21 protein-coding genes, 1 riboswitch and 2 other annotated features are annotated in these 26980 nt (G+C 38.3%); of the genes, 6 read left to right on the forward strand and 15 right to left on the reverse strand.

Annotated features, from left to right (window positions below):
- Positions 1-33: 33 nt before the first annotated feature.
- From trpA to ACZ5N5_RS02925, 12 genes are all read right to left on the reverse strand, one after another.
- On the reverse strand, positions 34-822 hold the full coding sequence (trpA, locus tag ACZ5N5_RS02870; RefSeq protein ID WP_054788103.1) for a tryptophan synthase subunit alpha: 789 nt from the start codon (positions 820-822) through the stop codon (positions 34-36).
- Positions 815-2020 carry a tryptophan synthase subunit beta gene (trpB, locus tag ACZ5N5_RS02875; protein ID WP_109985471.1) on the reverse strand — a complete coding sequence of 402 codons (1206 nt, stop codon included), beginning with the start codon at positions 2018-2020 and terminating at the stop codon, positions 815-817. Before trpB ends, trpA begins: the two co-directional genes overlap by 8 nt.
- Positions 2007-2633, reverse strand: coding sequence for a phosphoribosylanthranilate isomerase (locus ACZ5N5_RS02880; RefSeq protein WP_464373235.1), 627 nt, complete (start codon positions 2631-2633; stop codon positions 2007-2009). Before ACZ5N5_RS02880 ends, trpB begins: the two co-directional genes overlap by 14 nt.
- A 3-nt stretch (positions 2634-2636) precedes the next feature.
- Positions 2637-3416 carry an indole-3-glycerol phosphate synthase TrpC gene (gene trpC / locus ACZ5N5_RS02885; RefSeq protein WP_464373236.1) on the reverse strand — a complete coding sequence of 260 codons (780 nt, stop codon included), beginning with the start codon at positions 3414-3416 and terminating at the stop codon, positions 2637-2639.
- Complete coding sequence (gene trpD / locus ACZ5N5_RS02890; protein ID WP_464373237.1) at positions 3413-4444, reverse strand: anthranilate phosphoribosyltransferase; 1032 nt, start codon at positions 4442-4444, stop codon at positions 3413-3415. Before trpD ends, trpC begins: the two co-directional genes overlap by 4 nt.
- Entirely contained in the window at positions 4441-5028 is a 588-nt protein-coding gene (locus ACZ5N5_RS02895; RefSeq protein ID WP_109985475.1) for an anthranilate synthase component II, read from the reverse strand. The genes trpD and ACZ5N5_RS02895 overlap by 4 nt, the downstream gene beginning before the upstream one ends.
- Entirely contained in the window at positions 5012-6403 is a 1392-nt protein-coding gene (gene trpE / locus ACZ5N5_RS02900) for an anthranilate synthase component I (protein ID WP_464373238.1), read from the reverse strand. The genes ACZ5N5_RS02895 and trpE overlap by 17 nt, the downstream gene beginning before the upstream one ends.
- A 241-nt stretch (positions 6404-6644) precedes the next feature.
- Positions 6645-6861: a binding site (T-box leader), on the reverse strand.
- A gap of 39 nt (positions 6862-6900) precedes the next feature.
- Positions 6901-7148 (reverse strand) — a binding site (T-box leader).
- Positions 7149-7273: 125 nt separating this feature from the next.
- On the reverse strand, positions 7274-7822 hold the full coding sequence (locus tag ACZ5N5_RS02905; RefSeq protein ID WP_054788105.1) for a 3-dehydroquinate synthase II domain-containing protein: 549 nt from the start codon (positions 7820-7822) through the stop codon (positions 7274-7276).
- A gap of 382 nt (positions 7823-8204) precedes the next feature.
- Positions 8205-9494, reverse strand: coding sequence for a Gfo/Idh/MocA family oxidoreductase (locus ACZ5N5_RS02910; RefSeq protein WP_054788102.1), 1290 nt, complete (start codon positions 9492-9494; stop codon positions 8205-8207).
- A 204-nt stretch (positions 9495-9698) separates the two neighbouring features.
- Positions 9699-10496, reverse strand: a complete 798-nt coding sequence (locus ACZ5N5_RS02915) for a LysM peptidoglycan-binding domain-containing protein (protein ID WP_464373239.1) — start codon at positions 10494-10496, stop codon at positions 9699-9701.
- A gap of 263 nt (positions 10497-10759) precedes the next feature.
- Positions 10760-12319 carry a bifunctional metallophosphatase/5'-nucleotidase gene (locus ACZ5N5_RS02920; protein ID WP_464373240.1) on the reverse strand — a complete coding sequence of 520 codons (1560 nt, stop codon included), beginning with the start codon at positions 12317-12319 and terminating at the stop codon, positions 10760-10762.
- A 310-nt stretch (positions 12320-12629) separates the two neighbouring features.
- A complete protein-coding gene (locus tag ACZ5N5_RS02925; RefSeq protein WP_054860373.1) occupies positions 12630-13199 on the reverse strand; it encodes a nitroreductase family protein in 570 nt (189 codons plus the stop codon).
- A 168-nt stretch (positions 13200-13367) separates the two neighbouring features.
- Positions 13368-13474: riboswitch (SAM riboswitch) on the forward strand.
- A 145-nt stretch (positions 13475-13619) separates the two neighbouring features.
- Here ACZ5N5_RS02925 and ACZ5N5_RS02930 point away from each other — a divergent pair.
- Together ACZ5N5_RS02930 and metE are read left to right on the forward strand one after the other, a co-directional pair.
- A complete protein-coding gene (locus ACZ5N5_RS02930; RefSeq protein ID WP_464373241.1) occupies positions 13620-15473 on the forward strand; it encodes a bifunctional homocysteine S-methyltransferase/methylenetetrahydrofolate reductase in 1854 nt (617 codons plus the stop codon).
- A gap of 61 nt (positions 15474-15534) precedes the next feature.
- A complete protein-coding gene (gene metE / locus ACZ5N5_RS02935) occupies positions 15535-17823 on the forward strand; it encodes a 5-methyltetrahydropteroyltriglutamate--homocysteine S-methyltransferase (protein ID WP_464367595.1) in 2289 nt (762 codons plus the stop codon).
- Between the two features lie 55 nt (positions 17824-17878).
- Here metE and ACZ5N5_RS02940 read toward each other — a convergent pair whose 3' ends face one another.
- On the reverse strand, positions 17879-20446 hold the full coding sequence (locus ACZ5N5_RS02940) for a 5'-nucleotidase C-terminal domain-containing protein (RefSeq protein WP_464373242.1): 2568 nt from the start codon (positions 20444-20446) through the stop codon (positions 17879-17881).
- Positions 20447-20651: 205 nt separating this feature from the next.
- Between ACZ5N5_RS02940 and ACZ5N5_RS02945 the strand changes: the two genes are divergently transcribed.
- From ACZ5N5_RS02945 to ACZ5N5_RS02960, 4 genes are read left to right on the forward strand one after another with little or no spacing between them, the layout of a single operon-like run.
- Entirely contained in the window at positions 20652-21836 is a 1185-nt protein-coding gene (locus ACZ5N5_RS02945; RefSeq protein WP_464367593.1) for a galactokinase, read from the forward strand.
- Positions 21833-22828: a UDP-glucose 4-epimerase GalE gene (gene galE, locus ACZ5N5_RS02950; RefSeq protein WP_054860376.1), complete on the forward strand. Its 996-nt coding sequence runs from the start codon at positions 21833-21835 to the stop codon at positions 22826-22828. Before ACZ5N5_RS02945 ends, galE begins: the two co-directional genes overlap by 4 nt.
- 2 nt (positions 22829-22830) lie before the next feature.
- Entirely contained in the window at positions 22831-24318 is a 1488-nt protein-coding gene (gene galT / locus ACZ5N5_RS02955; RefSeq protein ID WP_109985484.1) for a UDP-glucose--hexose-1-phosphate uridylyltransferase, read from the forward strand.
- A 24-nt stretch (positions 24319-24342) separates the two neighbouring features.
- A complete protein-coding gene (locus ACZ5N5_RS02960; RefSeq protein ID WP_464373243.1) occupies positions 24343-25389 on the forward strand; it encodes an aldose epimerase family protein in 1047 nt (348 codons plus the stop codon).
- A 223-nt stretch (positions 25390-25612) separates the two neighbouring features.
- On the opposite strand, the gene ACZ5N5_RS02965 is transcribed toward ACZ5N5_RS02960, so the two are convergent.
- Both ACZ5N5_RS02965 and ACZ5N5_RS02970 read right to left on the reverse strand, forming a co-directional pair.
- On the reverse strand, positions 25613-26215 hold the full coding sequence (locus ACZ5N5_RS02965) for a hypothetical protein (RefSeq protein ID WP_464373244.1): 603 nt from the start codon (positions 26213-26215) through the stop codon (positions 25613-25615).
- 103 nt (positions 26216-26318) lie between these two features.
- Positions 26319-26966, reverse strand: coding sequence for a bifunctional 4-hydroxy-2-oxoglutarate aldolase/2-dehydro-3-deoxy-phosphogluconate aldolase (locus ACZ5N5_RS02970; RefSeq protein WP_464373245.1), 648 nt, complete (start codon positions 26964-26966; stop codon positions 26319-26321).
- Between the last annotated feature and the right edge of the window lie 14 nt (positions 26967-26980).

Genomic DNA, 26980 nt, shown 5'->3' on the forward strand with positions numbered 1-26980 from the left:
TTCAAATCTGATCTCTCTCAAAATGCCCTCTAGCTAGTTCACTTTGGAAATTTGTGCGGCGCCGATTAGTTCACGGATTGTATCATGATCTCCTTTATGCAACAGATCGACAATTCGGCTTCCGACTACTACTCCGTCACAATGCGCTGTTAAGTTTTTGACATGCTCGGGTGTGGAAACACCGAAGCCTGCAAGTACAGGGACTTCACATTGTTTACTGAGGCGATCCAAGTATTCGTTAAGCCTGTCATGAAAGGTGGATCGAGCACCTGTCGTACCCGTTACAGTGACGGCATATAAAAATCCTTCTGTTCGATTAGCAATTTCCGTTATGCGATCATCCGTGCTTGTCAGTGCAGCTAAACGAATTAAGGCAATATCATGATCCTTTAATTCTCGGGTCACTAAGCCTTCTTCTTCTAACGGCATATCAGGTATGATTAATCCATCCACTCCAGCATCCTCACAAGCTTTTGCAAAATCAGCAACACCATAAGCATAAATTGGATTGACATACGTCATAAGAACGATAGGGATATGACGTGAAGATTTTGTTTGCTTTAATTTTTCTAATACCGCTCGTAATGATACACCATTCGCTAATGCGCGTAGGCCTGCTTCTTGGATTGTTGGTCCATCGGCTACAGGATCGGAAAAGGCAATCCCTAATTCCACAACTGTTGCCCCAGCATCCTCTAAAAAAACAAGCTGTTCTTCCAGTGCATCTAATCCACCATCTCCTGCCATGATATAAGGAACAAATGCCTTATCACCACGTTCTTTCACTTTAAGGAAGGCTGCATTTAACTTTTCCTTACCCATTCTGTTCACCTCCAAGCGCATCACGCACTGTTTGCACGTCCTTATCTCCACGTCCAGATAAGCAAATGACCATTACCTCTTCTTCTTTCATTTCCTTCGCTAGCTTCATGGCATAGGCAATGGCATGAGAGCTTTCTAATGCTGGAATAATCCCTTCTGTTTTGGATAATTCCTGCAGCCCTTCTAGTGCCTCTGCATCTGTAATATGGGCATAATTCACACGGCCGATATCCCGCAGATGACTATGCTCTGGTCCAACTCCTGGGTAATCGAGTCCTGCGGAGATTGAATGAGCTTCTTGGATTTGCCCATGCTCATCCTGTAATAAGTAGGTCATGGTTCCATGTAAAATCCCTTGTTTACCATAAGACAAGGTCACGGCATGTTTATCTGTATCTACACCTTTTCCTCCAGCCTCTACTCCATATAAGCGTACATCCTCATCCTCAATAAATGGATAGAACATTCCCATAGAGTTACTTCCACCACCAATACAAGCAACGACCGCATCAGGTAGTCGACCTTCCTTTAACTTCACTTGCTTTTTCGTTTCTGTACCGATCATGCTTTGAAAATCTCGGACAATTTGTGGAAATGGATGTGGTCCAACGACGGAGCCAATAATATAATGAGTATCCTCGACATTACTCACCCAGTAACGTAATGCTTCATTTACCGCATCCTTTAATGTACCACTACCTTGATCCACACTCTCAACACGAGCTCCTAATAATTCCATTCGGAATACGTTCAATTGTTGACGACGTACATCTTCCTTTCCCATAAAGATGACACATTCCAAACCTAGTAATGCACAGACCGTTGCTGTTGCAACACCATGCTGGCCAGCTCCTGTTTCTGCCACTACCTTTTTCTTCCCCATTCTTTGTGTTAAAAGAGCCTGACCTAACGCATTATTAATTTTATGTGCACCTGTATGGTTTAAATCTTCTCGCTTTAGATAGATTTTTGGTCCACCTAGCTTTTTTGAAAAACGCTCCGCATAGTACAAAGGGGTTTCTCTGCCAACATACTCCTTAAGATAGTAATTAAATTCATCTAAAAACGCCTCATCATTAATGGCTTCCTCATACGCCTTTTCTAATTCAAGCACAGCAGGCATTAATGTTTCTGGAACAAATCGTCCACCGTAATCACCATAATGACCTGTCTCGTTTGGTGCATTATACTTTGTCATTTTTATCCCCTTTCTTTGCCGCTCGGATAAATGCTTTTATTTTCGCTACATCCTTCACTCCATTTGTTTCGACGCCACTAGAGACATCTAAACCAGCTGGATTGACTTCTCTAATAGCCTCCTCGACATTTTCCGCACTTAAGCCACCAGCTAGAAGAACTTTTTTATCTAAAAAATCTCTGTCCTTTACGATGGACCAATCGAATGTCTCTCCATTGCCACCCCGATATTTACCAGCAGGGCTATCTAAAAGATAATAAGCACAATCATATGTTGAAATCCCCTCTAAATCTGCTAGGGAATGAATTTGAAATGCTTTGATCACAGGTAAAGAAAGTTGTGAACAAAAGTCTGGTGACTCATCTCCATGTAGCTGGATATAATCAAGGTCTGCTTTTTCCGCAATCTCTTCTATTACTTCAAGCTTTTCATTCACAAATACCCCAACTTTTTTCACCTGTGGTGGAACAAATGAAGCTAGCTCACACGCGTGTTCCTTTGTTAATTGTCTTTTACTCTTGGCAAAAACAAATCCTATAAAATCTGCTCCTGCCTCAGAAGCAGCTTGAATGTCCTCTTGTTTCATCAACCCACATATCTTCACTTGTACCATCTATCATTCTCCTAACGGAATGCGCAAAATATCGAAGGTTTTCTTCAAATCAACAGAACGCATCATCGTTTCTCCTACTAAAATACCACGAGCTCCAGCCATAGCGACACGCTCTACATCAGCCCGATCCTTCATTCCACTTTCACTGATCAGCAATGTATTTTCTTTGTCAACCATCTCAGCTAATTGCTCTGTTACAGCTAGGTCTACCTCAAAGGTTTTAAGATTTCGATTGTTAATTCCGATAATTTTAGCTCCAATTCTATTTGCCATTTCCATTTCTTCTTGATTGTGTACTTCAAAAAGAATTTCTAAGCCTTTTCTGTCAGCATACTGATAAAGCTCCTTTAACCGACTTTCAGGTAATGCAGCTGCAATGAGTAAGATTAAGTTTGCACCTGCATCGTATGCTCGGTCGATTTGAATTTCATCGATAATAAAATCCTTATTTAATATAGGGACATTTACAACCTCTCTCACTGCTTGCATGTCTTCGATCGTTCCCTTAAAAAAAGGTTGGTCTGTCAATACAGAAATGGCTCCCGCACCACTAGCTTCATATAACTGGCCTTGCTCGGCGGGCTCCACTCCATCATTAATCAGTCCCTTCGATGGAGATGCCCGTTTCATTTCGGCAATAATGCTCATGTTCTTTGACTGACGAAACGAATCATACAAGGAGACAGGAGCACGTTTTGCTTGAAGCATACCAGGCTTGTAGTTTTTCTTTAATGTCGCTACTTCCTTTTCTTTTTCTGCTAGTATTTTTTCTAAAATAGTCATGATGACACCCCTTGCTTCATTCTCGTACTAATCGTAATAAGATTTTCTAATTTAGCTAATGCTGCACCTGAATCGATCGACTCTCGCGCAAGCTCCACTCCTTGTTTTATTGTTTCTGCTTTTCCATTGGCAAAGATACCTAAACCAGCATTTAGTAATACTGTATCTCGGTGTGGGCCTTTTTTGCCTTCTAGAACACTGCGTAAAATTCTAGCATTCTCTATGGCGTCCCCGCCTTTTATCGATTCATTATCCACTACTGGGAGATCTACTTCCTCGGGACTTAACGTGAATTGCATTAATTCTCCTCTGTCCAATAATACCAAATGATTCTCCCCAGCTAAAGAGGCTTCATCCATATAGCCATATCCATTTACAATCAACGCACGTTTGCGACCTAATTTGTGCAATACATTCGCCATCGTCTCTAATGAATCTCGGCGATAGGTTCCCATCAATTGTGAGGTTAGCTGGACTGGATTGGTTAATGGACCAATCACATTAAAAATTGTTGGCACCCCTAATTCTCTCCGAACCTTCATCGCATGCTTCATTGCAGGGTGGACATTAGGTGCAAATAGAAAAGCAATCCCATTTTCCTTTAATATTTCGTAGGTTTCTGGTCGTGTGAATTCGAGTGGTACACCTAAATGCTCCAACACATCAGCACTTCCGGTTTTACTAGAAATACTACGGTTTCCATGTTTAGCAACCGTAATGCCCGCACCTGCAATAACAAAAGCAGAGGTTGTGCTAATATTAAAGCTTTGTGATCCATCTCCTCCAGTGCCACAGTTATCCATTGCATCTGTTAAGTCATCTGGAAGGGATAATGGAGAAATTTCTAAAAGAACATTTACAAGACCTGTAATCTCATCAGATGTTTCCCCTTTTGCTTTTAATGCTGTAAGAAAAGCCCCTATTGCAATATCACTTGTTTCCTCTGTGAAAATCAGTCTTGCCGCTTGCTCCATTTCCTCTAATGTCAAATCCTCTTTTGCAATCACTTTATTTAAAAAATCCTTCATGCTTTCGTCTCCTTTCGAATAGCTTGAAAAAAGTTATTCAGTAGCTTTTTGCCTTTTCCGGTACCAATTGATTCAGGATGAAATTGCAATCCATATGTTGGCAAATAAGTATGCTTGATTGCCATAATTTCACCATCATCCATTGCTTGTGCTGTGACAAGTAACTCATCAGGTATGGTTGCATTTTCTATAACAAGGGAATGATATCTCATTACTTCTAACGGTTGCTCCAAATAACTAAAGATCTCATCATTGTTATGTCGAATCATGGAGGTTTTACCGTGTTTAATATGACTTGCCTTTACTATCCTCGCTCCAAATGCTGTACCAATCGTTTGGTGTCCTAAACAAATACCCAAAATCGGAAACTCTGTTGCTAAGTGTTTGACAATGTCAATACTAATACCTGCCTCTTCCGGAATACCAGGTCCTGGTGATAATATAATGGCTTCTGGCTCCCATTTTCTTATGTCATCAATCGTCAGTTTGTCATTACGGACCACTTTGACGGTTTTGCCAAGTTCTGAAATATACTGATATAGGTTATAAGTGAATGAATCATAATTATCAATGAGTAATATCATGTTTACTAACCTCCAGTAAGGCTCTAGCCTTATTCAATGTTTCCAGATACTCCGATTCTGGATCGGAATCATACACGATCCCTGCACCCGCTTGTACATAGGCATTGTTACCTTTAATAACCATCGTACGAATAGCTAAAGCTAAGTCCAAATCTCCATTTATGTTAATGTAGCCGACCGCTCCTGCATAAACTCCACGCTTTTTGTCCTCTAAATCGTTAATGATTTGCATGGCACGAATTTTTGGTGCCCCTGAAACCGTTCCTGCTGGTAATGCTGAAATAAGTGCATCCAACCCCGTGTAATTGTCTGTTAAAGTACCATGCACTTCGGAAACAATGTGCATAACATGTTGATATCTTTCAATTGCCATATATTTCGGGATCGTGATCGAGCTTATTTCACATACACGGCCAAGATCGTTTCTACTAAGGTCGACAAGCATTTTGTGTTCTGCTAATTCCTTCTCATCGGCTAATAACTCGGTTGCTAGCTGTGCATCCTCCTGCTCTGTTGCACCACGGGGTCTTGTTCCTGCAATAGGATTAGTAATAACTTCTTTGCCAGTTGTTTTAATTAAGCTCTCTGGTGATGCACCAAGCACAATATAGTCATTAAAGTCAATAAAATACATATATGGTGATGGATTTGTGACTCTAAGCTTTCGGTAAAAAGTAAAAGGATCCGCCTCAAAGCTTGCTTTCATTCTTTGAGATAAAACAACTTGAAAGATATCGCCCTCTACTATGTGTCTTTTTGCTGTTTCTACCATTTCTAGAAATCTACTCTTCTGAATAGAAGGCTGGAAGCTAACATGCAATTCTTCTTCTTTTAACGGCTTTTCATGTGTCCAGATCTCTTCTTCCATTTCAACAAGCCGTTCCTCCAAAATCGACTCTTCTCGATCTCCATTTAAGTCCATCGTTAATAAAGTGACTTTTTGCTTCATATGATCAAAAACGATGACATCCTGGTAAAACATCATGTGAACATCTGGCATTTCTATCTCATCCTCTAGTTTTTCACCGATATATTCATATTGCCGAATCGTATCATAGCCAATATAACCAATGGCTCCACCATAAAAAGCATATGGTAAAGGAAGATCTATATTTGGCGTATGTTCTTTTACTACCTCTAATGGCAATTGTTCGATAGTTTCCTCTTCACCTGTTGTCAGGTTTATTACTGTCGAATTTTTCTTTGAACCAATAATTTCTTTATACGGATTTACACCAATAAAAGAAAAACGTCCTTTTTGATCATGGGCTCCTGAACTCTCAAGCAAAAACTTTTTCGTACCCTTTAATCGATTAAAGATTGATATCGGTGTGATTGTATCCCCATTTAATCGCTTGCTTCTGTAATTCACCATTTCCTCTACTCCTTTTCAATGATTTAACGAAGTATGTTAGAAAAACTCGTATACGTTCGTCCTTTGACGAATGCCTAGCTTTGCGTATTAGAAAAACCCGCATTCGCTCGTCCTTTAGCGAATGCTTAGTTTTGCTTATACTTGGTACCTTGAAATTTCAGCTACGTCGAAACGCTACTGTGTAGAAATTTTATACTTTCCTAATGTATAAAAAAATCCCTATATATACCTTGTTTGTATATATAGGGACGGGTTTTTTCCGCGGTGCCACCACTATTTGAAGGATCTCCACACTCCTTCCTCTCATTCATCCGATAACGTGGATGAGGCGTTGCTCTATACTTTTTTCCAGAGCACTCTCAAAGGTCCATTCTGCTTACCTTGTATACTGGTTTCCACCATTCCCAGCTCTCTATCACACAATAAGTAAACCTACTAATCCTTCTCATCAATTTTTCTATCGATTTTTAACACATATAAAAAGGGCTCCCCCATCCGAAAAGGACGAGGAAACCCGTGGTACCACCTTTATTAGCTGAAGATCAGCTCACTAATCACGTCATAGCTTTTATATGCTATAACGCTACCCTTTTGCAACGAGTGGGTATCTCGCCAAAGCCTACTAACAAATGTGTTCGGTTTGGGGCTCAGAAGTCCATTCACCTATCTAACACACTGGTTCTCACCAACCACCAGCTCTCTTCTGTGCTTTGATTCGGCTACTACTCTTCATCAATGCCAAACGAATGAAAATGTTGCTACTATCATAGTATGTTCTCATTCATTTGTCAATGCCTTTTACTTAATTTTTTGAAAATTCTTAATATAGTGATTTCCATGATGGAGGGGGTCCCCGACATGCAAAAGGTGCTAAAATTCATTTATTTCTTCTTCAATCTTTTTCCCTAAATGTCTTCCAGGCTGATCTACTTGCACCATTACATGGTCACCCTTCTTTAATGTAATCGCCTGTATTTCCGTTCCATCTGGAGCTAGTACATGAACACTATCTGCTACTTGTAAAGTGACCGATAGCTCCTTGTTTTCTACCTTTAACACCAAGCGGATTAGCGGGCGCTTTTCAACCTTTACTCTTCCGACCGCAACACTACGTGATGAACCAGATTCTGAAATAACTGAAATATAATCCCCTGGTTTTATTTCTGCTAAATAGGCAGTTTGATCTTCTTCCTTTAAAATGTAATGATGAATAGCACCACTATTTACTCGAAATGGTCTTCCTGGATAAGTATCGGTCGTTCGATTTTCAGCTAATACTAGGACATAGCCGTGTCCGGTATTCCCGACAAGTATTCCTTCGGATGGCTCTAATTTATCAACAAAATCAAGGCATACTCTAGATCCTTCACCTATTTCTTTTATTTCCACTATCTCTGCTTCCTTTAAGGATATTTTCATTAAGTCACCTTCCCCCATAATTTCCTCATTTTTTACATATTTTGTCCATAGCTAATTCTATCGTAATCATATAGAATAAAAAATGAAAATTCAATTAACGGGGATTTTTCACCATAGTACGAAGTATATAAAAGTAGCAAATGGGAGGGATAGACATTGCGGAAATGGTTAGTAATGCTGTTTCTTCTATTAATTGCGTCCTTCAGTTTTATTGGATATAGTACGTTAACACAATCTGATGATAGTGAAACAATTGAAATGGAGCATAAATAGAAGAAATGAATCTATAATGAGGCTTTTCAAGACACTAAAAGCTTTGATAACAACAAATTTGGTACAGTGTTAAATAGAAACACTGTACCAAAACTAAATATCTATTTCATTATCTTTTTAAATCTACTAAATCTGCAACTTTGACTGCTTGCCCTGTTTGTAAGGACTTGTTTCCTGCAATTCCTGTAAGAATCGAAATCGCGCCATCAATGTGAGAAGCTGCTCGGTTGAATTCGTCTTCTTTTGGCACCCCAAACAAATCATTTAATAATTCTGGGTCACCACCACCATGGCCACCTGCTTTTTCTTCTACTTCTACAACATATGGTTCACCGAACATTGGGATAACACGTAACACTTTTTCCTTTAGCTTACCTTCATCCCCTTTTTCTCCACCAGAATTAATGTAAGATTGTTCACGAACCTGCACTTCAATTCGCCCTTTAGAACCATTAAAGGCAATTTGGAATCCTTCCCAAGGCAAGTAAGCATTAAGTGAATAGGTTAAAATAGCTTTATTTTTATAGGTTACAACAACCCCAAGTGTATCCTCAATACTTATTCCATCACCAAAAACACTCTGGTCTCTTTGATAGCCGTCTTCTTTTTCCGCATCTAAATACATCGATTTTAGATGTTCATTAGCTTCTAAATCAATTGCAAATGGGTCATCCTTTGCAATTTCACTGCCATGAGCCCTTTGATAAAACTTTGTTACTCCTCTGCGTTCGGCATTCTCCTTCCCATAAAAGCGAAGACCACCAGTTGCATAGACCGTTTCCGGTTCTGTGTTCAACCAAAAATTCACTAGATCAAAATGATGGGTGGATTTATGAACAAGCAATCCTCCACTATTTCGTTTATCTCTATGCCAACGACGGAAATAATCTGCACCATGCTGTGTATTCAATGCCCATTCAAAATGCACCGAATTCACTTCTCCAATCACACCGTCACGAATGAGTTCACGAATCTTTGTGTTATGTGGTGCATAGCGATAATTAAAGGTTACGCGAACTTGTTGACCGGTTCGTTCAATTGTATCAATAATCGCTTGTGTCTTTTCTGCATCAACTGTCATTGGCTTTTCTGTAATAACATCACAGCCAAGCTCCATTGCGCGGATGATGTAGCGATGATGCGTTCGATCTACAGAAGTAACAATAACAATATCCGGCTTCTCCTTTTCAATCATTTCATCAAATTTATCAGACGTATATGTGTTAATCTTCTCCACGCCATACTTATCCTCTAAAAGCTTGTTTGCATAATTAAGACGAATTTGATTGGAATCACAAAAGGCAATTAGAGAGCTAGTCTCTTGAAAATCTCGTACCAATGCTCCATAGAAGAATTCCGCTCGACCACCAGTTCCAACTAATACATACTTCTTCTTCATTAGTAAACACTCCCATTTTGTGTAATCGGTTGCAAAAATACTAAATAACAACGTTGTTAAGATTATAATTCATTTATAGAAAAATAGCAATCCCTAATCTTTGAAATTGTTTATCTATTTTTGAATATGTTTGTTTTTTTAGCATTGATAAAAAATAAAAAACCCTCTCATCTACGAGAGGGTTGGCATTATCCAGCTTTTTTCCTATTCTAAAATAGTCACATCCACTTGTTTTCTACCCCAATCAAAGGCTTCATCCTTTGTCGGTACATGGACATCAATTCTATTGCCTTTAATCGCTCCACCTGTATCTCCAGCAATTGCTTCACCATAGCCTTCCACATGTACTCTTGTACCTAGTGGGATAACATCTGGATCAACCGCAACTACCTTCATATTAGGATTTTCTAGTAAATTAATACCTGTTGCTGTTGTTCCTGAACAACCATCACATTTTGCTGTATAGGCTGTTGCAGTAACAGTAATTGTTTTACCTTCTTCTTGTTTGTCTTGTTCAGTTGATAGCTGTTCAACTGGTGCTTGTTTAGATTCCTCTTTGGATGCTTCTTGCTTCTCCTCTGTTTCTACCTTTGGAACTACCGAAGCTTCTGGGGTGCTTTTTTCTGTTGATTTATTTTCTTTTGAAGTATTTACGTCTTTTAACCTAAGTTCTTCTCCAATTAAGATAAGGTCTGTCTCTAAGTTATTCCATTTTTGAATATCATCGACAGTAACTCCATATTCTACTGCGATTTCACTTAAAGAGTCCCCTTTTTTAACGTTATAAGTAATCTCGTTATCTATCTTTATAATTTGTTTCGGGATAATAATATCTGATTCTAAGTTATTAATCTCTTTTAATTTTGCAACAGATGTTTCGTTCTCTTTAGCAATTCCCCACAATGTATCTCCTTGTTGAACTTCATGTGTACTGGCTAATGCTGGATTTACCACTAAGAAACTTGCAGCGACGAACGCTGTGGTAATGAAAAACTTCTTCATCAATCGTTGCCTCCTTTTCTAGTTGACAAGCTACACTATAACATAGAGTTTTATCGCTTGTGGTTACAGCGAAATTAAGAGTCTGTAACAATCATTACGATATTACGTAAGCTTGTCATATTTGTCATTATGGGGCAACAATCTATTATTTTATACGTGGAAACGTAATATTTTCTCCTACTTTTTTACACAACTAGACTCCAAACCCAGTATTGATAGAGTTTGTAGAGTATTTGAAAACTCTGGTATATTCTAGAAAACTCTTATTTTTCCACAACTACTGAGAAATTATGATTACACTTCGCCTCTAGATAGTTTCGGTTTAATAGATCATTCGCAATTAGCTCTGTCATATCGATCGGAATATCTTTCACGATTTCTTTTCCTCGAAACATATTATAATTTCCTCCACCACTTGCTCGATAGTTATTCATGACCACCGAGTAAAACCGATCCATTTCTAGTGCTTTATTTTGAAAAAGCAATTTAGTTACCCGATTTCCAATTGGGTTCGCTATATTCAACTCATACTCGATTCCTTCCCACATATCATAATTATAGTGCTCTGGCTTCGGCTCTAAAAATAGTGAATTTACAGCTAACTCACCAGCTTCATTCAAGGTAAAATAGCTAGCATTCTTTTCTATTGCTTCTTTTATATCCTTTCCTCGCAATTTTAAAACCTTCAATGTATTTGGATATACATAATTTGAAACTATGTCTCGCATCGTAACATGCTTGGGAAACCCGGGTGATTGATTGTGAAAAAGGGCCGTGCATGATATGTCAACATCTGCTACTTTCATTTGCAATGTATTGATATATTCAATAAACGGGTGCTCCTCTATCCTTGCTTGAAACGGGTCTTTTATTTCCATATCACCTTTCACTTCCGTTATTGGCTGATCCAGCCATTCCTGTACGAGCTTCTCTTCTTCCTCGATTAGCGCAATAGTCGGTTGATTTGATCGAGTATCGTCTTTCACATAATGAAGCTTTGGTTTAATACTTGTAACCTCTTTTTTATTATTAAAGGCAAGCTCAATTTCTCCTAAAGCTTTCCCATTACTGCCTGTTTGAATGATTGGAACCCCATTAATTGTTGTTGTTAAAAATCGATGCTGATGGCCGGTTATTAATAAATCGATACCTGTTATTTCTTCACACATTTGATACGCTTGATTTTCACCGGTTAAGGCTTCTGTCGCTTCCCCTGTTTCCGGGTCTCTTTCTACCCCTCCATGGTAGCTTACAACGAGTAGATCTGGCCTTTCTTCTTCTCTAACCTTTTTCACCCATTTATGCGCAGCCTCACAAGCATCTTCAAAGACTAAATCGCGAATATGTGTTGGGTCCTCCCAATGTGGTATAAAATGAGTGGTAATGCCTAAGAAGGTTATTTTTATACCATTAATTTCTTTTGTTACATATGGGGTACCAAAAAAAGGTTCTCCTGTGTGTTTGTCTAATATATTAGCAGCTAACCATGGGTAATTTGTTTTATTTACTACATTTTTGAGATACTCTATCCCGTAATTAAATTCATGATTTCCGAAAATCGCCATGTCATAATGTAAACTATTTCCTATTTTTATTAAAGGGCTTCTTTTCGCTTCTTTATATGCTGCAAAATAATAAGTAAATGGGCTCCCTTGAATGAAATCTCCATTATCGACGAGAATTACTACTTTTTCTGACCTTATTCTATCGATTAGGGAAGCTATCTTAGCTAGTCCCATATTTTTCTCTACTTCTTCTCGGTAATTGGTAGGATAAATATAACCATGGATATCACTCGTTACACAAATAGATATGGATGTCATTTTCTTTCTCCTTCTTCAGCAATTGTTGATCCCTATTATACCGAATAAATTGGGACGAAAGGAAAAAGTTTACACTTTCTTAACTTACATTTAACACTAGCTTTTCATTCATTTGATATATTAAAGATGTTCCAAATTGAGCAATGCTGCAAGGATTGCTTTCTCACAAAATGATAGCCCCTTTTTCTTGGTTGCCGATGATATCGCTTCATCGGCACTTTTTTTGCTTAGAAAGTGATGAATTATAACAGAAATAAAAAAACTTGGCTTTACGCCAAGTCGTTTAGTTTAGCTTTTTCATCAAAGATTATTAGTCTAATTCTGTTATTCTATCATTCACATTTATTCTAGGAATAGGGTTAACTTGTTTCGCTGGATAGCCGACTTGAAGTAAGCCAACTACTCGTTCATCATCCTTCAAGTCGATAAGTGCAGCTGTCTCCTCACAAAACGACAATTTACCAGTTTTCCAAAAAACACTTAATCCTTCCTCCCAAGCTAACAAACTGAAATTTTGAATAAGACAGCTAGCCGAAGCATAATCTTCTTCTCTCAGTTTTTCTTGAGGATGAAGCGTATTAATAACCATAATGATAAATGGAACGTTCATGATCTTTTGGTAGCCATTTTCGCCTATCTGCTCTAGCTCCTCACCAGAGGCATTCTTTGCTTTTTCTTTCGCTACCTCTCGATTGATTTCTGCTAATTTTTTCTTTGATTCGCCTGTTATAAATACAAAACGCCACGGCTCAGTCATTTTATGATTGGGCACCCAGACAGCTATACTTAATAAATCTTTCATTAGTTCCTTAGAAACAGGATTTTCTTTATAGTTTGAAATGGAGCGTCGCTCTTTTATAAGATTTTTTAAACTTGCCATCATCTAATCTCCTTTTTAATGAGAATCATTTTCAATTATACCATCATTCTTGTTATCAAACAAGGTGAATAACAATCTAGGAAAAAAATTCAATTTTTTATTAAAAATGACTTGAAAGTATTTTACTTATAATGTAATATAATGACAACAAAACTTCATAAAGCTTTACTCTTATCAAGAGAGGTGGAGGGACTGGCCCTGTGATACCTCAGCAACCGTCTTTATTAGACAAGGTGCTAATTCCAGCAAGCGCAACAACGCTTGAAAGATGAGGAACGTGAGATCTATTTATATAGAGTCTTCATCTTTCAAGGGATGAAGACTTTTTTGTTTTTCTGGGCCTTTTGTTCAAAAAACAGCAATTATAGTGGAGATTGCTTGTTTTTTATAAATGATTATGAAAAGAAAAGAGGTGAAAGAATGACATCATCACTCCTACAAGCTCTCAAAGAAAATATCCTCATAGCAGATGGTGCGATAGGTACTTTACTTTACGCACATGGGGTTGATCAATGCTTTGAAGCATATAATCTATCAAAACCAGAAGAGGTCCTCCAAGTTCATCAATCCTATATTGACGCTGGGGCAGATATCATCCAAACCAATACGTATGGAGCCAATTATATTAAGCTAGCAAGATTTGGCTTGGAGGAGAAAGTACACCAAATAAATACACGTGCTGTCCAATTAGCTAAACAAGCAGCAAAAAATGAAACATTTGTACTTGGGACGATTGGTGGAATTCGAGGAATTCAAAAGCTAGTCACATCCAAAAAAGACATCATAAGGAGCTTCAAGGAACAATTATTTAGCCTTCTATTAGAAGGTGTAGATGGCATCCTATTAGAAACTTATTATGACATCGACGAATTAACCGCTGTTCTAGAAATTGCAAGAAAAGAAACAGACCTCCCTATTATTACAAATGTATCGATGCATGAGCCTGGTATTTTAGAAAACGGTATGTCCTTAGCTGATGTATTAACACAGCTAGAAGTACTTGGTGCAGATGTCGTTGGGGTTAATTGTCGTTTAGGTCCACACCATATGATTGAGTCACTAGAAGCCGTACCATTACCTGAGCGAGCACACTTATCAGCATTTCCAAATGCTAGTCTACCAGCATATGAAAACGGCAAGCTTGTTTACAGCAAGCAAACAGATTATTTCAAACGATGTGCAAAGGAATTCCGAGATCAAGGAGTACGTCTTATCGGAGGGTGCTGTGGAACGACCCCAGAGCATATTAGGGCCTTAAAGGATGGTATTGAGGGACTAACACCTATTTTAGACAAAACCGTCCAGGTGAAAGAAGGACTGATCACACTCCCTTCTTCCCAAACTGTCCAGTCGAATCCGACATTGGTGGATAAAGCTAAGAAACAGCATACCGTTATTGTTGAATTAGATGCACCAAAGCATCTAGAAATTGATGAGTTTATTAAAGGGGCGAAAGCGCTGGAAGATGCAGGTGTGGATGCGATTACTTTAGCGGATAATTCACTTGCTACACCGCGAATCAGTAATTTAGCGATGGCTGTCAAAATGAAACAACTCCATCTAAATGTTACACCACTTATCCACCTCACATGTAGAGATCGCAACCTAATCGGCCTGCAAGCACACCTAATGGGGTTACATACACTGGGCTTCCATGAGATTTTAGCAATAACGGGTGATCCTACAAGAATTGGTGGATTTCCTGGTGCCTCATCCGTATTTGACGTAACTTCTTTTGAATTAACACGATTAATCAAGCAGTGTAATCAAGGGTTATCCTTCTCTGGTGCTTCCTTAAGAGAGAATACCTCCTTTCAAGTAGCTGCAGCCTTCAATCCAAATGTCGCAAACTTAGAAAAGGCTGTGAAAAGAATGCACAAAAAAATCGAGCACGGTGCAGATTATTTTTTAACACAACCAATTTTTAGTCACGAAAAAATCATTGCACTTGCTCGGGAAACCAAGCATATAGAAGCACCTATTTTTATCGGAATCATGCCACTCGTTTCCTATAAAAATGCTGAATTTTTACACCATGAAGTTCCAGGGATGAAGCTGTCTGATGAAGTAAGGGCAAGAATGCAAGCCCGATCTAATCGAGCAGATGCGATCCGTGAAGGAATAGAAATCGCGAAGGAATTAATTGATACAGCTATTTCCTATTTCAACGGTATTTATCTCATCACACCTTTTATGAATTACGAAATTACTGTTGAATTAACCGATTATGTCCATGAAAAAACAAAAGCAAAATCAACAGCAAAGGTAAGGTAAGACTTCTAAAACGGGGAATTCCTTTAGCTGTAATAATATGAAAGAAAAAGGAGAATAAAATATGACAACATTCATCAGTTCTAATCTTGGGTATCCGAGAATCGGGGAAAAAAGAGAATGGAAGCATGCTCTTGAATCTTTTTGGGGAAACAATATAACAGAAAAAGCATTAATCAACCAAACTACTAAATTACGTTTAGCTAACCTAGAAAAACAACAAAAACTAGGTATTGATTGGATTCCTGTTGGAGATTTTTCCTTCTATGATCACGTACTTGATACCGCTTTTTCCTTTGGTGTCATTCCTACAAGATTTCAAGACCTAGACGAAAAATCACTAGATACGTATTTTGGAATTGCACGTGGTACAAAGGAAGCAGTTGCTGCTGAAATGACGAAATGGTTTAATACAAACTATCATTACATTGTACCTGAATTAAATGATGTAACACCAAAGCTTGTCGAAAATCGTCCATTAACTTATTTCCTTGAAGCAAAGGAAAAGCTCGGAATTATCGGAAAACCTGTACTAATTGGTCCGGTTACTTTCGTAAAACTATCTAAGGGCTATGAAGAAAATGAACTATCAGACTGGGTAGAGAAATTTCTGCCATTATATGCTCAAGTTTTAAACGAATTAACGGAAGCTGGAGCAGAATGGATCCAAATTGATGAACCAATTCTAGGGACAAATATTTCTAATCAGGAATTAGAGCTCATTGAAAAAACCTATCAGACCTTACGTGCAGAAGCACCCCAAGCAAAAATATTGCTACAAACATATTTTGAAACGGTTCAACATTATCAAAAGGTCGTACAGTTTCCCGTTAATGGGATAGGTCTAGATTTCATTCATGGTGAAAGCTTAGAATTAATCAAAAAATGGGGATTCCCGAAAGATAAGGTTCTAGCTGCCGGAGTCATCAATGGACGCAATGTATGGCGTGCAGACTTAGACACAACCCTTGAACTAGTGGAAGAAATTAATGGAGCAGTTGATGTGGAGACAATTATTTTACAACCTTCCTGCTCTCTGTTACATGTCCCTGTAACAAAAGATAGTGAAAGTAAAATGGATCCTATTATATTAAATGGACTTAGCTTTGCAGATGAGAAGCTAAAGGAAATTCAGGCGATCACTGAAGGTGCCAATAAAGGAAAAGCATCGATTCAGACGATTCTAGAAGAAAGTAAGACAGCAAGAGAGGCGCTTGCTCATTCATCTTATCGCCAAAATCAATCTGTTGCACAGGAGTTGAAGGAGCTAGAAGGGGAAGAAGTCAAAAGGACCATTCCATTTAGTAAAAGAATCCGACTACAGCGAGAAGAGTTAAAATTACCTATACTACCGACGACTACCATTGGAAGCTTACCTCAAACAGCTGAGGTAAAAGGCACCCGTACGAAGTGGCGTAAAGGGGACATTACTAATCAAGAATATCTTGAATTCATTGATATAGAAACGAAAAAATGGATTCAAATTCAAGAGGACCTTGATCTAGATGTACTCGTACACGGTGAGTTTGAACGTACCGATATGGTAGAATTCTTTGGTGAAAAGCTAAATGGTTTTGCTGTAACTGAATTCGGTTGGGTTCAATCTTATGGTTCTAGATGTGTAAAACCACCACTAGTAGTGGGAGATGTATCATGGAGTAATCCAATGACTGTAAGAGAAATTGTATTTGCCCAATCCTTAACGAAGAAACCAGTGAAGGGAATGTTAACAGGGCCTGTTACGATTTTAAATTGGTCGTTTGTCCACGAGGAGCTTCCTCGATTCACTGTACAAAATCAAATCGCACTAGCTCTTGAGAAGGAAGTGCTCGCATTAGAAAAAGCTGGAGTACAAATTATTCAAGTCGATGAACCTGCCCTTAGAGAAGGTTTACCACTCGATCATTTGAAATGGCCAGCATATTTCGATGCAGCGATCAAAGCCTTCCGCATTTCAACAGCAACCGTGAAGCCATCAACGCAAATTCATACACATATGTGCTATTCTGAATTTAGTGAAATTTTCGAAGTAATCGATGCGTTAGATGCGGATGTTATCTCTATCGAAACATCTAGAAGTCATGGTGAATTAATTGATACATTTGAGAAGAATAAGTATGATAAGGAAATTGGACTTGGTGTCTATGATATCCATAGTCCGCGTGTTCCAAGTGTCGAAGAAATTAAATTAAATATCGAAAGAGCATTAAGAACCATTGATGCTAAGCAATTTTGGATTAATCCAGATTGTGGTCTAAAAACACGAGGTGAAGCGGAAACCGTTGCTGCTTTAGAAAATATGATTACTGCTGCTAAACAAGTAAGAGAAGCCTATTCTGTTACAAATAAATAGTAGGTTAGTAAATAGTAAAGATGCACCCTTGCTTATGAGGATGCATCTTTCTTTTTTACACTCTTTGCTTTTTTCTTCCTATCATAAATAATATGAGGGATGCCAGCACTAGCCCAGCGCCTGCTAGCATTAGATCAAAAATAGAGGTTGCCGTATTAGGTAGCGGATTCTTCGATTGTTCATTCTCCGCGATTTTATCATTATTGGAGTTGTTGCGCTCATTTTCTATTTTATCCTTATTACTAGAATTCCCCCCCTTGTCTTGATCATTGGGGGTTTCTTCATTATTAGGATCTTCTACTCCATTATTTTCTGTTGGCTTTTCTTCGTTATTAGGGTTGTCCTCGGTAGTTGGATCTTCTTCCGGTTGATCCTCATTAGGAGAGTCTTCATTAGGATCATCTTCACCTTGTTCGGTAAATTCGGAAATATCAGCTACTTTTGTTGGCTTTAATTGAAATGTCCCATTATATACGCTAGATACACCAATGATATTTACTTTGTCACCATTTTCAAAAGGGAAGGCATCATAGGCTAATCCTGTACGGTTATCTACGCGAACTAATACAGCTTGTCCATTCGTAGTTGCCATTAACTCAAAGGTTCCATAATCATTCACTTTTTCTAATTCGGAAATGGTAGCTCCTTTGATTACAACTAACTGCCCTTGGTTCTGCTCACTAATTTCTGACGGACTAACCTCTACTGCATCTGGTAATGGGCTTTGACCTGTTTTCTCTAATAAAGAGATATCAGTTAATTGTCGTTCACCATTATATTCACCAGTAACAGCAGTTAATTTGACCTGATCTCCAACTGTTACCTCATCACTTCCAAAGACATAGATACCCGCTGTTTCATCTTGTATGTAGAAGCCATTGCCACCCCAGGCACCAGGTGTAGTTGTAACCACACCTTCTATGGTTACCTCTGAACCTGTTTCTGCATTACGAGCTTCATTAATGGAGACCTCGCCTAGAATATTTTCTGGAGTATTTTCTATCCCCACAATCCTTCCTTCAGAGCCAATTTGTATCGGATTTTCCTCAGTAGAGCCTAATGATTTCACGTAGTTAACAAAAGCGTCTAAATCAACTGGACCCATTTCTACATTCTGACCTTTTTCACTAATTGGACGATGCTTATCACTAAGGGAGGTCCCCATATAATTGTTGACAACCAATGTATAAGAACCATTTGGATCAATCGCTGTTCCATCTGGAAAGATGATGTCGATGACTTTATTTGTAGCTATATCCCAAGTATAGTGTAAGCCTGCAATACTATAATCTGGTCCATAAATTGGAGATAGCTGTGCATTTAAAATAGGGTAAAGATCCTCCCCTTTTATCTCCATCTTCATTAGGGTATTTCCAAATGGCATGATATTATATAAATCTCCCCAAGTAATCTCACCTTGTAGTAGATCATCACGAATGCCACCACCATTCATCATGGCAAAATCCGCATCCATCTGCCATAGCATCCCATCTGCGATAAGATTTCCTAATCCATGATCCCCATTATTTGTATAATCACCAGTAAGGTCTTGTCCGTTATACCCTAGCTTTTGATTCATTTTTGGTTCAATCAAATCCTGATATTTTGTTAAAATGTCACGAACGGCTGGATCAGGCTCTTTCTTATTTTGATCAACAAAAACGACTTCCGCTTGCTTTTTAATAATATCCTGTGTGCTACGGTCGATTTGAATATCGATATCTGCGAATGCTTTTCCATACTCACTTGCTTGCACGATTAATTTATTATCAACTACACCATTCACAACTTGATGGTTGTGGGCAGCAAAAATAATATCTACTGCATCGTCTACTTGTTTCGCTAGTTCAGCAGATTCGCCTACAGCTGTTTCACCACTTTGCTCTGCAGGAATATGTGCTAAAACAACGATAGCTTCAATTCCTTTTGCTTGGAGTTCCTCTACTGCTTGATTCACAGCAGCTGCTTCGTTTGTAAATTCAATATCTTCGATCCCTGCTGGCATTACCATTCCAGCAGATGCTTGTGTATTAACCCCAACAAAGCCAATTTTTACATCCTCCACCTCTGCTATAGCATATGGTGGCAATATAGTTTCACTGGAATCTTTGTAAACACAGTTGGCACATAGATTAGCAAAATTCATTCCATCATAACCCGCAGTACCTAAACCATCAGGATGCTCACCACCATTCACCATTCTTAGAAGTTCTGTTGTACCCTCATCAAATTCATGATTTCCAACTGTCCCATAATCAAAGCCGATTTCCTCCATAATTTCTACAGTAGGTTCATCTTGGAATAAACCAGACACTGGTGCACTTCCACCGATCATATCTCCTGCATGTACGATAATCGAATTTGGATGTGCTTGATCTCTCTCTTTTAAATAGGAAGCAACATAATCCATTCTCCCGTAAACTCCGTCTACAACACCATCACCTGTTATGTCTAACTCATAGGATTGATCAATTTTTCCGTGAAGATCATTCATACTAAGTAGTTGAACATCTACTAGATCTTCTGCTGCACTCACTTCTCTACCAAAAACACTAGAAAACTGTGAGACAATGAGCAAGAAAAAAAGTAACATACCAATAAATCTCTTCGTTGAATGATTCATCTTGATTTTCCTCCTTTAATTCTAGTAATCTACCAATCTATATTTTATCAAGGAAAAAGAATAGAAGGATTAACACTATGTAAAGAAATGGTAAGGAATATTTATCAAAATTTTAATGATTAGCCCTTGTATTTTTACATGAAATCACCTACAATTTAGTTAGTAAATTAAATTAATTAAGTCGATATCAAAGGGGGAACTAACAATGGAATGGAAACAACTTATCTCATCATTTCACAATATTTTTCAAACAAATACTAATCCTAGAGCCTTTTTTGCACCAGGGAGAATTAATCTAATCGGGGAACATACGGATTACAATGGTGGTCATGTCTTCCCTGCCGCTATTTCATTCGGGACTTATGCAATCGTAGCTCCTCGTGAAGACCGTATGCTTCGGTTTTATTCTGAAAATTTTGCAGAAAAAGGAGTTTTAGAGGTATCCTTAGATGATTTGAGCTATAAGCAAGAAGACGATTGGACCAATTATCCAAAAGGCATGGTAAAATACTTTATCGAGGAAGGTTTTTCCATCCATCATGGCTTTGATGTTTTATTCTATGGAAACATTCCAAACGGTGCTGGGCTTTCTTCTTCTGCTTCGATTGAATTAGTAACAGGTGTTTTATTAGAAAAGCTGTTTAACCTAAACATTGACAGAGTAAAGATTGTCCAAATCGGTCAAAAAGTGGAGAATGAATATATCGGTGTGAATAGTGGTATTATGGATCAGTTTGCGATTGGTATGGGAAAAAAAGACCATGCCCTGCTACTGGATTGTGATACCCTCCATTATGAATATGCACCGATTGTGTTAGAGGATCATGATATCATCATTATTAACACGAATAAACGCAGGGAATTAGCTGATTCGAAATACAATGAGCGCCGTAGCGAGTGTGAGCAAGCTTTAGCTGATCTACAAAAAGAACTTTCCATTAGAAGCCTTGGGGAATTGACACCAGAGCAATTTGAAAAAAACCGCTCACTTATTAAAAATGAAGTAAATCAGAAGCGCGCAAAGCATGCTGTCTATGAAAATGCACGTACGATCAAGGCATTGCAGAAATTAAAAGCTGGTGAATTAAAAGCCTTTGGGGAGCTAGTCAATCAATCTCATGTTTCCTTACGTGATGATTATGAGGTAACAGGCCTTGAATTAGATACTATTGCCGAAGCAGCTTGGCAGCAAAAAGGGGTCATCGGTGCGCGTATGACAGGAGCTGGATTTGGTGGTTGTGCGATTGCCATTGTAGAGAAGACTGAATCAAGAGCCTTTCAGGAAAATATTGCGAAGGTCTATGAAGAAAAAGTAGGCTACCCTCCTACCTTTTATATTGCTGCAATCGGTGATGGTGCCAAAGAATTAATGGAGGAGGAAAATAAATGAGAATTTTAGTGTTAGGTGGAGCTGGCTATATTGGATCACATGCTACTTACCAATTAATCGACAAAGGTCATCAAGTAGTAGTAATCGATAATTTAGAAACAGGTCATGCTGGAGCTGTACATCCAGATGCAAGCTTCTACAATGGAGATATTCGTGATATTGAGTTCTTACGTGAAGTCTTTTCCCACGAAAAAATCGATGGTGTGCTTCACTTCGCAGCCAATTCTCTTGTAGGTGAATCAATGGAAAAACCATTGAAATACTTTGATAACAATGTCTATGGAACACAAGTATTGTTACAAGCAATGACCGAATTCCAGATTAAAAACATTGTCTTCTCCTCTACTGCAGCAACTTATGGAGAACCAGAACAAGTACCTATTACAGAGAATATGCCTACACTTCCTACTAGCACGTATGGTGAAACAAAACTTACCATGGAAAAAATGATGAAATGGGCAGAAGTTGCGCATGATATCCGTTATGTGTCTTTAAGATACTTCAACGTAGCAGGTGCCCGAAGTACAGGAGAAATTGGGGAGGATCACAGACCGGAGACTCATTTAATTCCGATTGTACTACAAGTAGCACTTGGTCAAAGAGAGTATATCTCCATTTTCGGAGAGGATTACGATACCCACGATGGCTCTTGTGTTCGAGACTATATACATGTAGAGGATCTTATTGATGCACACATTCTCGCTTTGAACTATTTACAGGATGGCGGGGAAAGTAATATTTTCAACCTCGGGAGTAGTCAGGGCTTCTCAGTAAAAGAAATTATTAAAACGGCAAGAGAAATTACGGGTCACGAAATTCCTGCAAAGGTTGCCGAAAGACGCGCTGGCGATCCTAGTACCTTAATTGCAGGTTCTGAAAAAGCAAAACAAATTCTAGGCTGGAGTCCGTCTAGAACTGATATTAAACGAATTATTACCGATGCTTGGAATTGGCATCAAGCAAATCCCCAAGGCTATAAAGAGGAGGCATAAGCATGGCAAATCTCTCGCAGCTTATTGAGTCACTTGTACAAAAAGCGATCAATAAAGAACTCATTCATCCTAGTGATGCCATTTATGCAAGAAACCAAATACTTGGATTAGTCAAGGTTGATAGCTTTGAGGAACAGGACTCCCTTTCAGCTGAATCATCCATACCTGAGCTACTCGAAACCATTACAGAAGATGCTATAAACCGTAATATTATCGAGGATTTATTAGATGAAAAGGAGAAACTCCAAGCACTAATCATGAATGTCTTTTTATCGAAGCCATCTGAAATTAATCAGGTCTTTTATCAAAAATATGAGAAAGCACCGATTAAAGCAACCGATTATTTTTATCAATTAAGCAAGGATAGTAACTATATCCAAACAAAGCGAATTGCGAAAAATATTCAATTCAAAACAGCTTCCGACTACGGTGATTTAGATATTACGATTAACCTATCCAAGCCTGAAAAGGATCCTGAGCAAATCAGGCGGGAGCGTGAAATGAAGCAGGATTTAGCCTATCCTAAATGCCTGCTCTGTGCGGAGAACGAAGGTTATGTTGGACGAATTGGACACCCAGCTAGATCGAATCATCGGATTATTGAAGTACCACTTGAGGGAGAAGAGTGGTTCCTGCAATATTCGCCGTACGTTTATTACAATGAGCATAGTATTATCTTTGCCAAAGAGCATCGCCCAATGAAAATTAATCGGAATTCCTTTGCAAGATTAACAGCTTTTGTAGAGAAATTCCCTCATTATTTCATTGGGTCAAATGCCGACCTGCCAATAGTAGGTGGAAGTATACTATCCCACGATCACTACCAAGGTGGTAATTATACGTTTGCAATGACAAAAGCAGAAGATGAATTTTCCTTTAAAATAGAGGAATATCCAGAGGTTTGCGCATCTGTTATAAAATGGCCAATGTCTGTCATTCGTATACGTCATCAGGATCGCCAGCCATTAATCGAAGCAGCCGATTATATTTTACAAAAATGGCGCGATTATAGTGATAAAGAGGCAGAAATCTTCGCCTATACAGGTGAAACACCTCATAATACAATTACACCAATTGCTAGAATGAGAGATGGCAAATTTGAGTTAGATCTTGTATTACGCAACAATCGTCAAACAGAAGAACACCCGATGGGATTATTCCATCCACATGAAGATGTTCATCATATTAAAAAAGAAAACATTGGACTTATTGAGGTTATGGGGCTTGCCGTACTCCCTCCAAGACTAAAAGGGGAACTAGAAGAAATCAAAAAACATTTACTCAACGAAGAGATAAGCATTGCAGATTATCATCGAAATTGGGTACAATCGATAAAGAAAAGGCATACAAATATTGCTAAAGAAAATGTCAAGCAAATCGTAGATGATGAATTAGGAAAGAAATTCGCTAGAGTTCTAGAGGATGCAGGTGTCTTTAAAACAGATGAAACTGGTAGAGGGGCCTTTAAACGTTTCCTTTCACATCTATAAAAGTAGGTAGGAGGAGTTATCGAAATGGAAATAAAAACAGATGTAGTTTCTGTAAAGGATCAGAAATGGAAAGAATTTACACTAATTAATGATCATGGTATGGAGGTCTCTATCCTTGATTTTGGAGGAATTATTACAAGAGCTATGACACCAGATCGTGATGGCAAGCTAGAAAATGTCGTGATTGGGTTTAATAACTACGAGGATTACCTAGATAACCCGGGTTATTTCGGTGCACTCATTGGGCGAGTCGCTGGACGTATTGAAAAAGCCCAATTTGAATTGGATGGAAAGGCTTATACCCTTCCAAAAAATGAAGGAGACCATCATTTACACGGTGGGGAACCTGGCTTCCATAAGTCTATCTGGTCTGTCGTTCCTTTTGAAAATAAGGAAGAGGTTGGATTAACGTTAACTCTAGATAGTAAGGATGGAGAAAACGGCTATCCTGGTAATCTTAGAATGACGGTAATTTATACGCTAACGAATGAAAATGCCCTAACAATTGCTTATGAAGGTGTTGCAGATCAAAAAACCGTTCTCACTGCGACAAATCATTCGTATTTTAACTTAAGCGGTAACTTAAAAACAGATATTCAAGAACATGAAATCACTTTAGATAGTAGCGAATTTGTTCAATTAGATGATGAGTTAATTCCAACAGGTTCCATCTTAAACGTCGATGATACGGTATTTGATTTTCGAAATGGGCGTCCGATGAAGGATGGCGTAAGCTCTGAATTTAAACAAAATTTAGTAGCGAATCACGGTTATGATCATTACTTTTTATTCGATCACACAAAAGAAGTAAGTGCACAGGTTTATGAGAAAGAAAGCGGGCGTGAACTAAAGGTGATCACAGACCAACCAGGTGTTGTCATGTATACTTCGAACAATTTACCTGAAGGCTTGAAGCTACGCGAACGGGAATCAGCTCGATACTTAGGGCTTTGCTTGGAAACACAAGCATCACCCGCATCGATCCATCATGACGGTTTCCCATCAGTATGGTTAGATAAAGACGAAAAATATTACGCGAAAACTACTTTTGTATTTGGGGTAAGAGAATAATATTTGACTGAGGGGCCACACATTGTGTGGTCTCTCTCTTTATTTAAAGGTGATAATCATTCCTAGTACGATTTGCGGAGTATAATAGATTTAAATGGAAGAATTTGTTGAGCGAGAACATTTTTAAAACTTCTCTTGCTAAAATGGGAAGGCATCAAAGTAATTCTATAAAGATGGATGATGAACTAATTCCCTTATGTGATTTTTTCCATTTTGTTACCTACTACAACCTAAACTCAAAACCAGTTGCTTTATCGTAAGGTGTCTTACATTCTGTAAAAACGAATTGATAGCTAGAATGATCGTCTGGTAAAGCTGGTGCTACAATGTAAGTATACGAGGAGTGTTCTCCTGAACCTGAACCTCCTTCCCATCTACAATCATAATCCATTCCTTCTGCATCTATGGAAAGCCTATAATATAAGTGTTCCTCCCGATCCATATCTGACATAACATCATCTGGCATTCTATCAATGTTAAGACGAACAATACTAGCATTTTCAAATTGACTTATTACTGTGACAGTATATAGTATCTGATCTTTTTCAAATAATTTTAATATTGGTATATTTTTCATAAAACCTCTAGGCTTTACCGTTGGTTTATAAACCTCTTCATCTAGAAGTTGTGAAAAAATACTACGAAGGAAATCTTCATAGAAATTATATTTTTGCGACCATTCAGTGATTAGGGATGCTCTTGGAAAACCAGGATTATTATTAGAAAGGATTTTCCGTTCTTTCATTAAATTACATATTTGCTCATCGATTTTTTCTAATCGTTCATCATAATGGTCCGTTGGTGGTGCAAATCGCATTTGTCTCATTTTTCCATCTCCTACTATTTTATAGGTGTAAAGAAAAAGCAACATGTAAGTATTTGTAACTACTTCATGTTGCTTGTCGTTTTAATTTTATAGGACGTTTTCTTTATTGTCCATTATTTTGGAACGCTTTCACTTTCTCGACATATGCTTTTGCTTTTTCTGTCAATTCCAATAGATCTGTTTCGGTATATTTCTTTTTTGCTTGTACTAATGAACCACCAAGCCCTGCAGCAACGGCTCCTGCTTGAAAATAGTCCATAATATTATCAAGATTAATCCCACCAGTTGGCATTAATGGGATATGCGATAATGGGCCGTTCACATCTTTAATATAATTTGGTCCTGCTGAACGTGCTGGGAATACTTTAATCACATCTCCCCCCGCTTCATAGGCTGTTAAAATTTCTGTTGGAGTCAATGCACCCGGAATACTAACGACTCCATACCTTTTTGTCATTTGAATCATATCAATATTCACTGTTGGAGAAAAGACAAACTGTGCCCCTGCCATAATCACTGCTCTTGCCGTCTCTGCATCTAATACGGTTCCTGCTCCAACGATCACTTCTTCAGGTAATTCCTCCCGAAGCTGTTCGATTACTTGTAAAATACGTGGGGTGTCAGCAGTGATTTCTAATGTATGGATCCCACCTTGATGAAGAGATTTGGCGACATCTAAAATATCATCTGGCTGGACACCACGAATAATTCCTACTAATCCATTTTCGTAAATATTTTGCAATACACTCAAATCTATTTCCTCCT

Source organism: Gracilibacillus sp. JCM 18966, assembly GCF_055392695.1.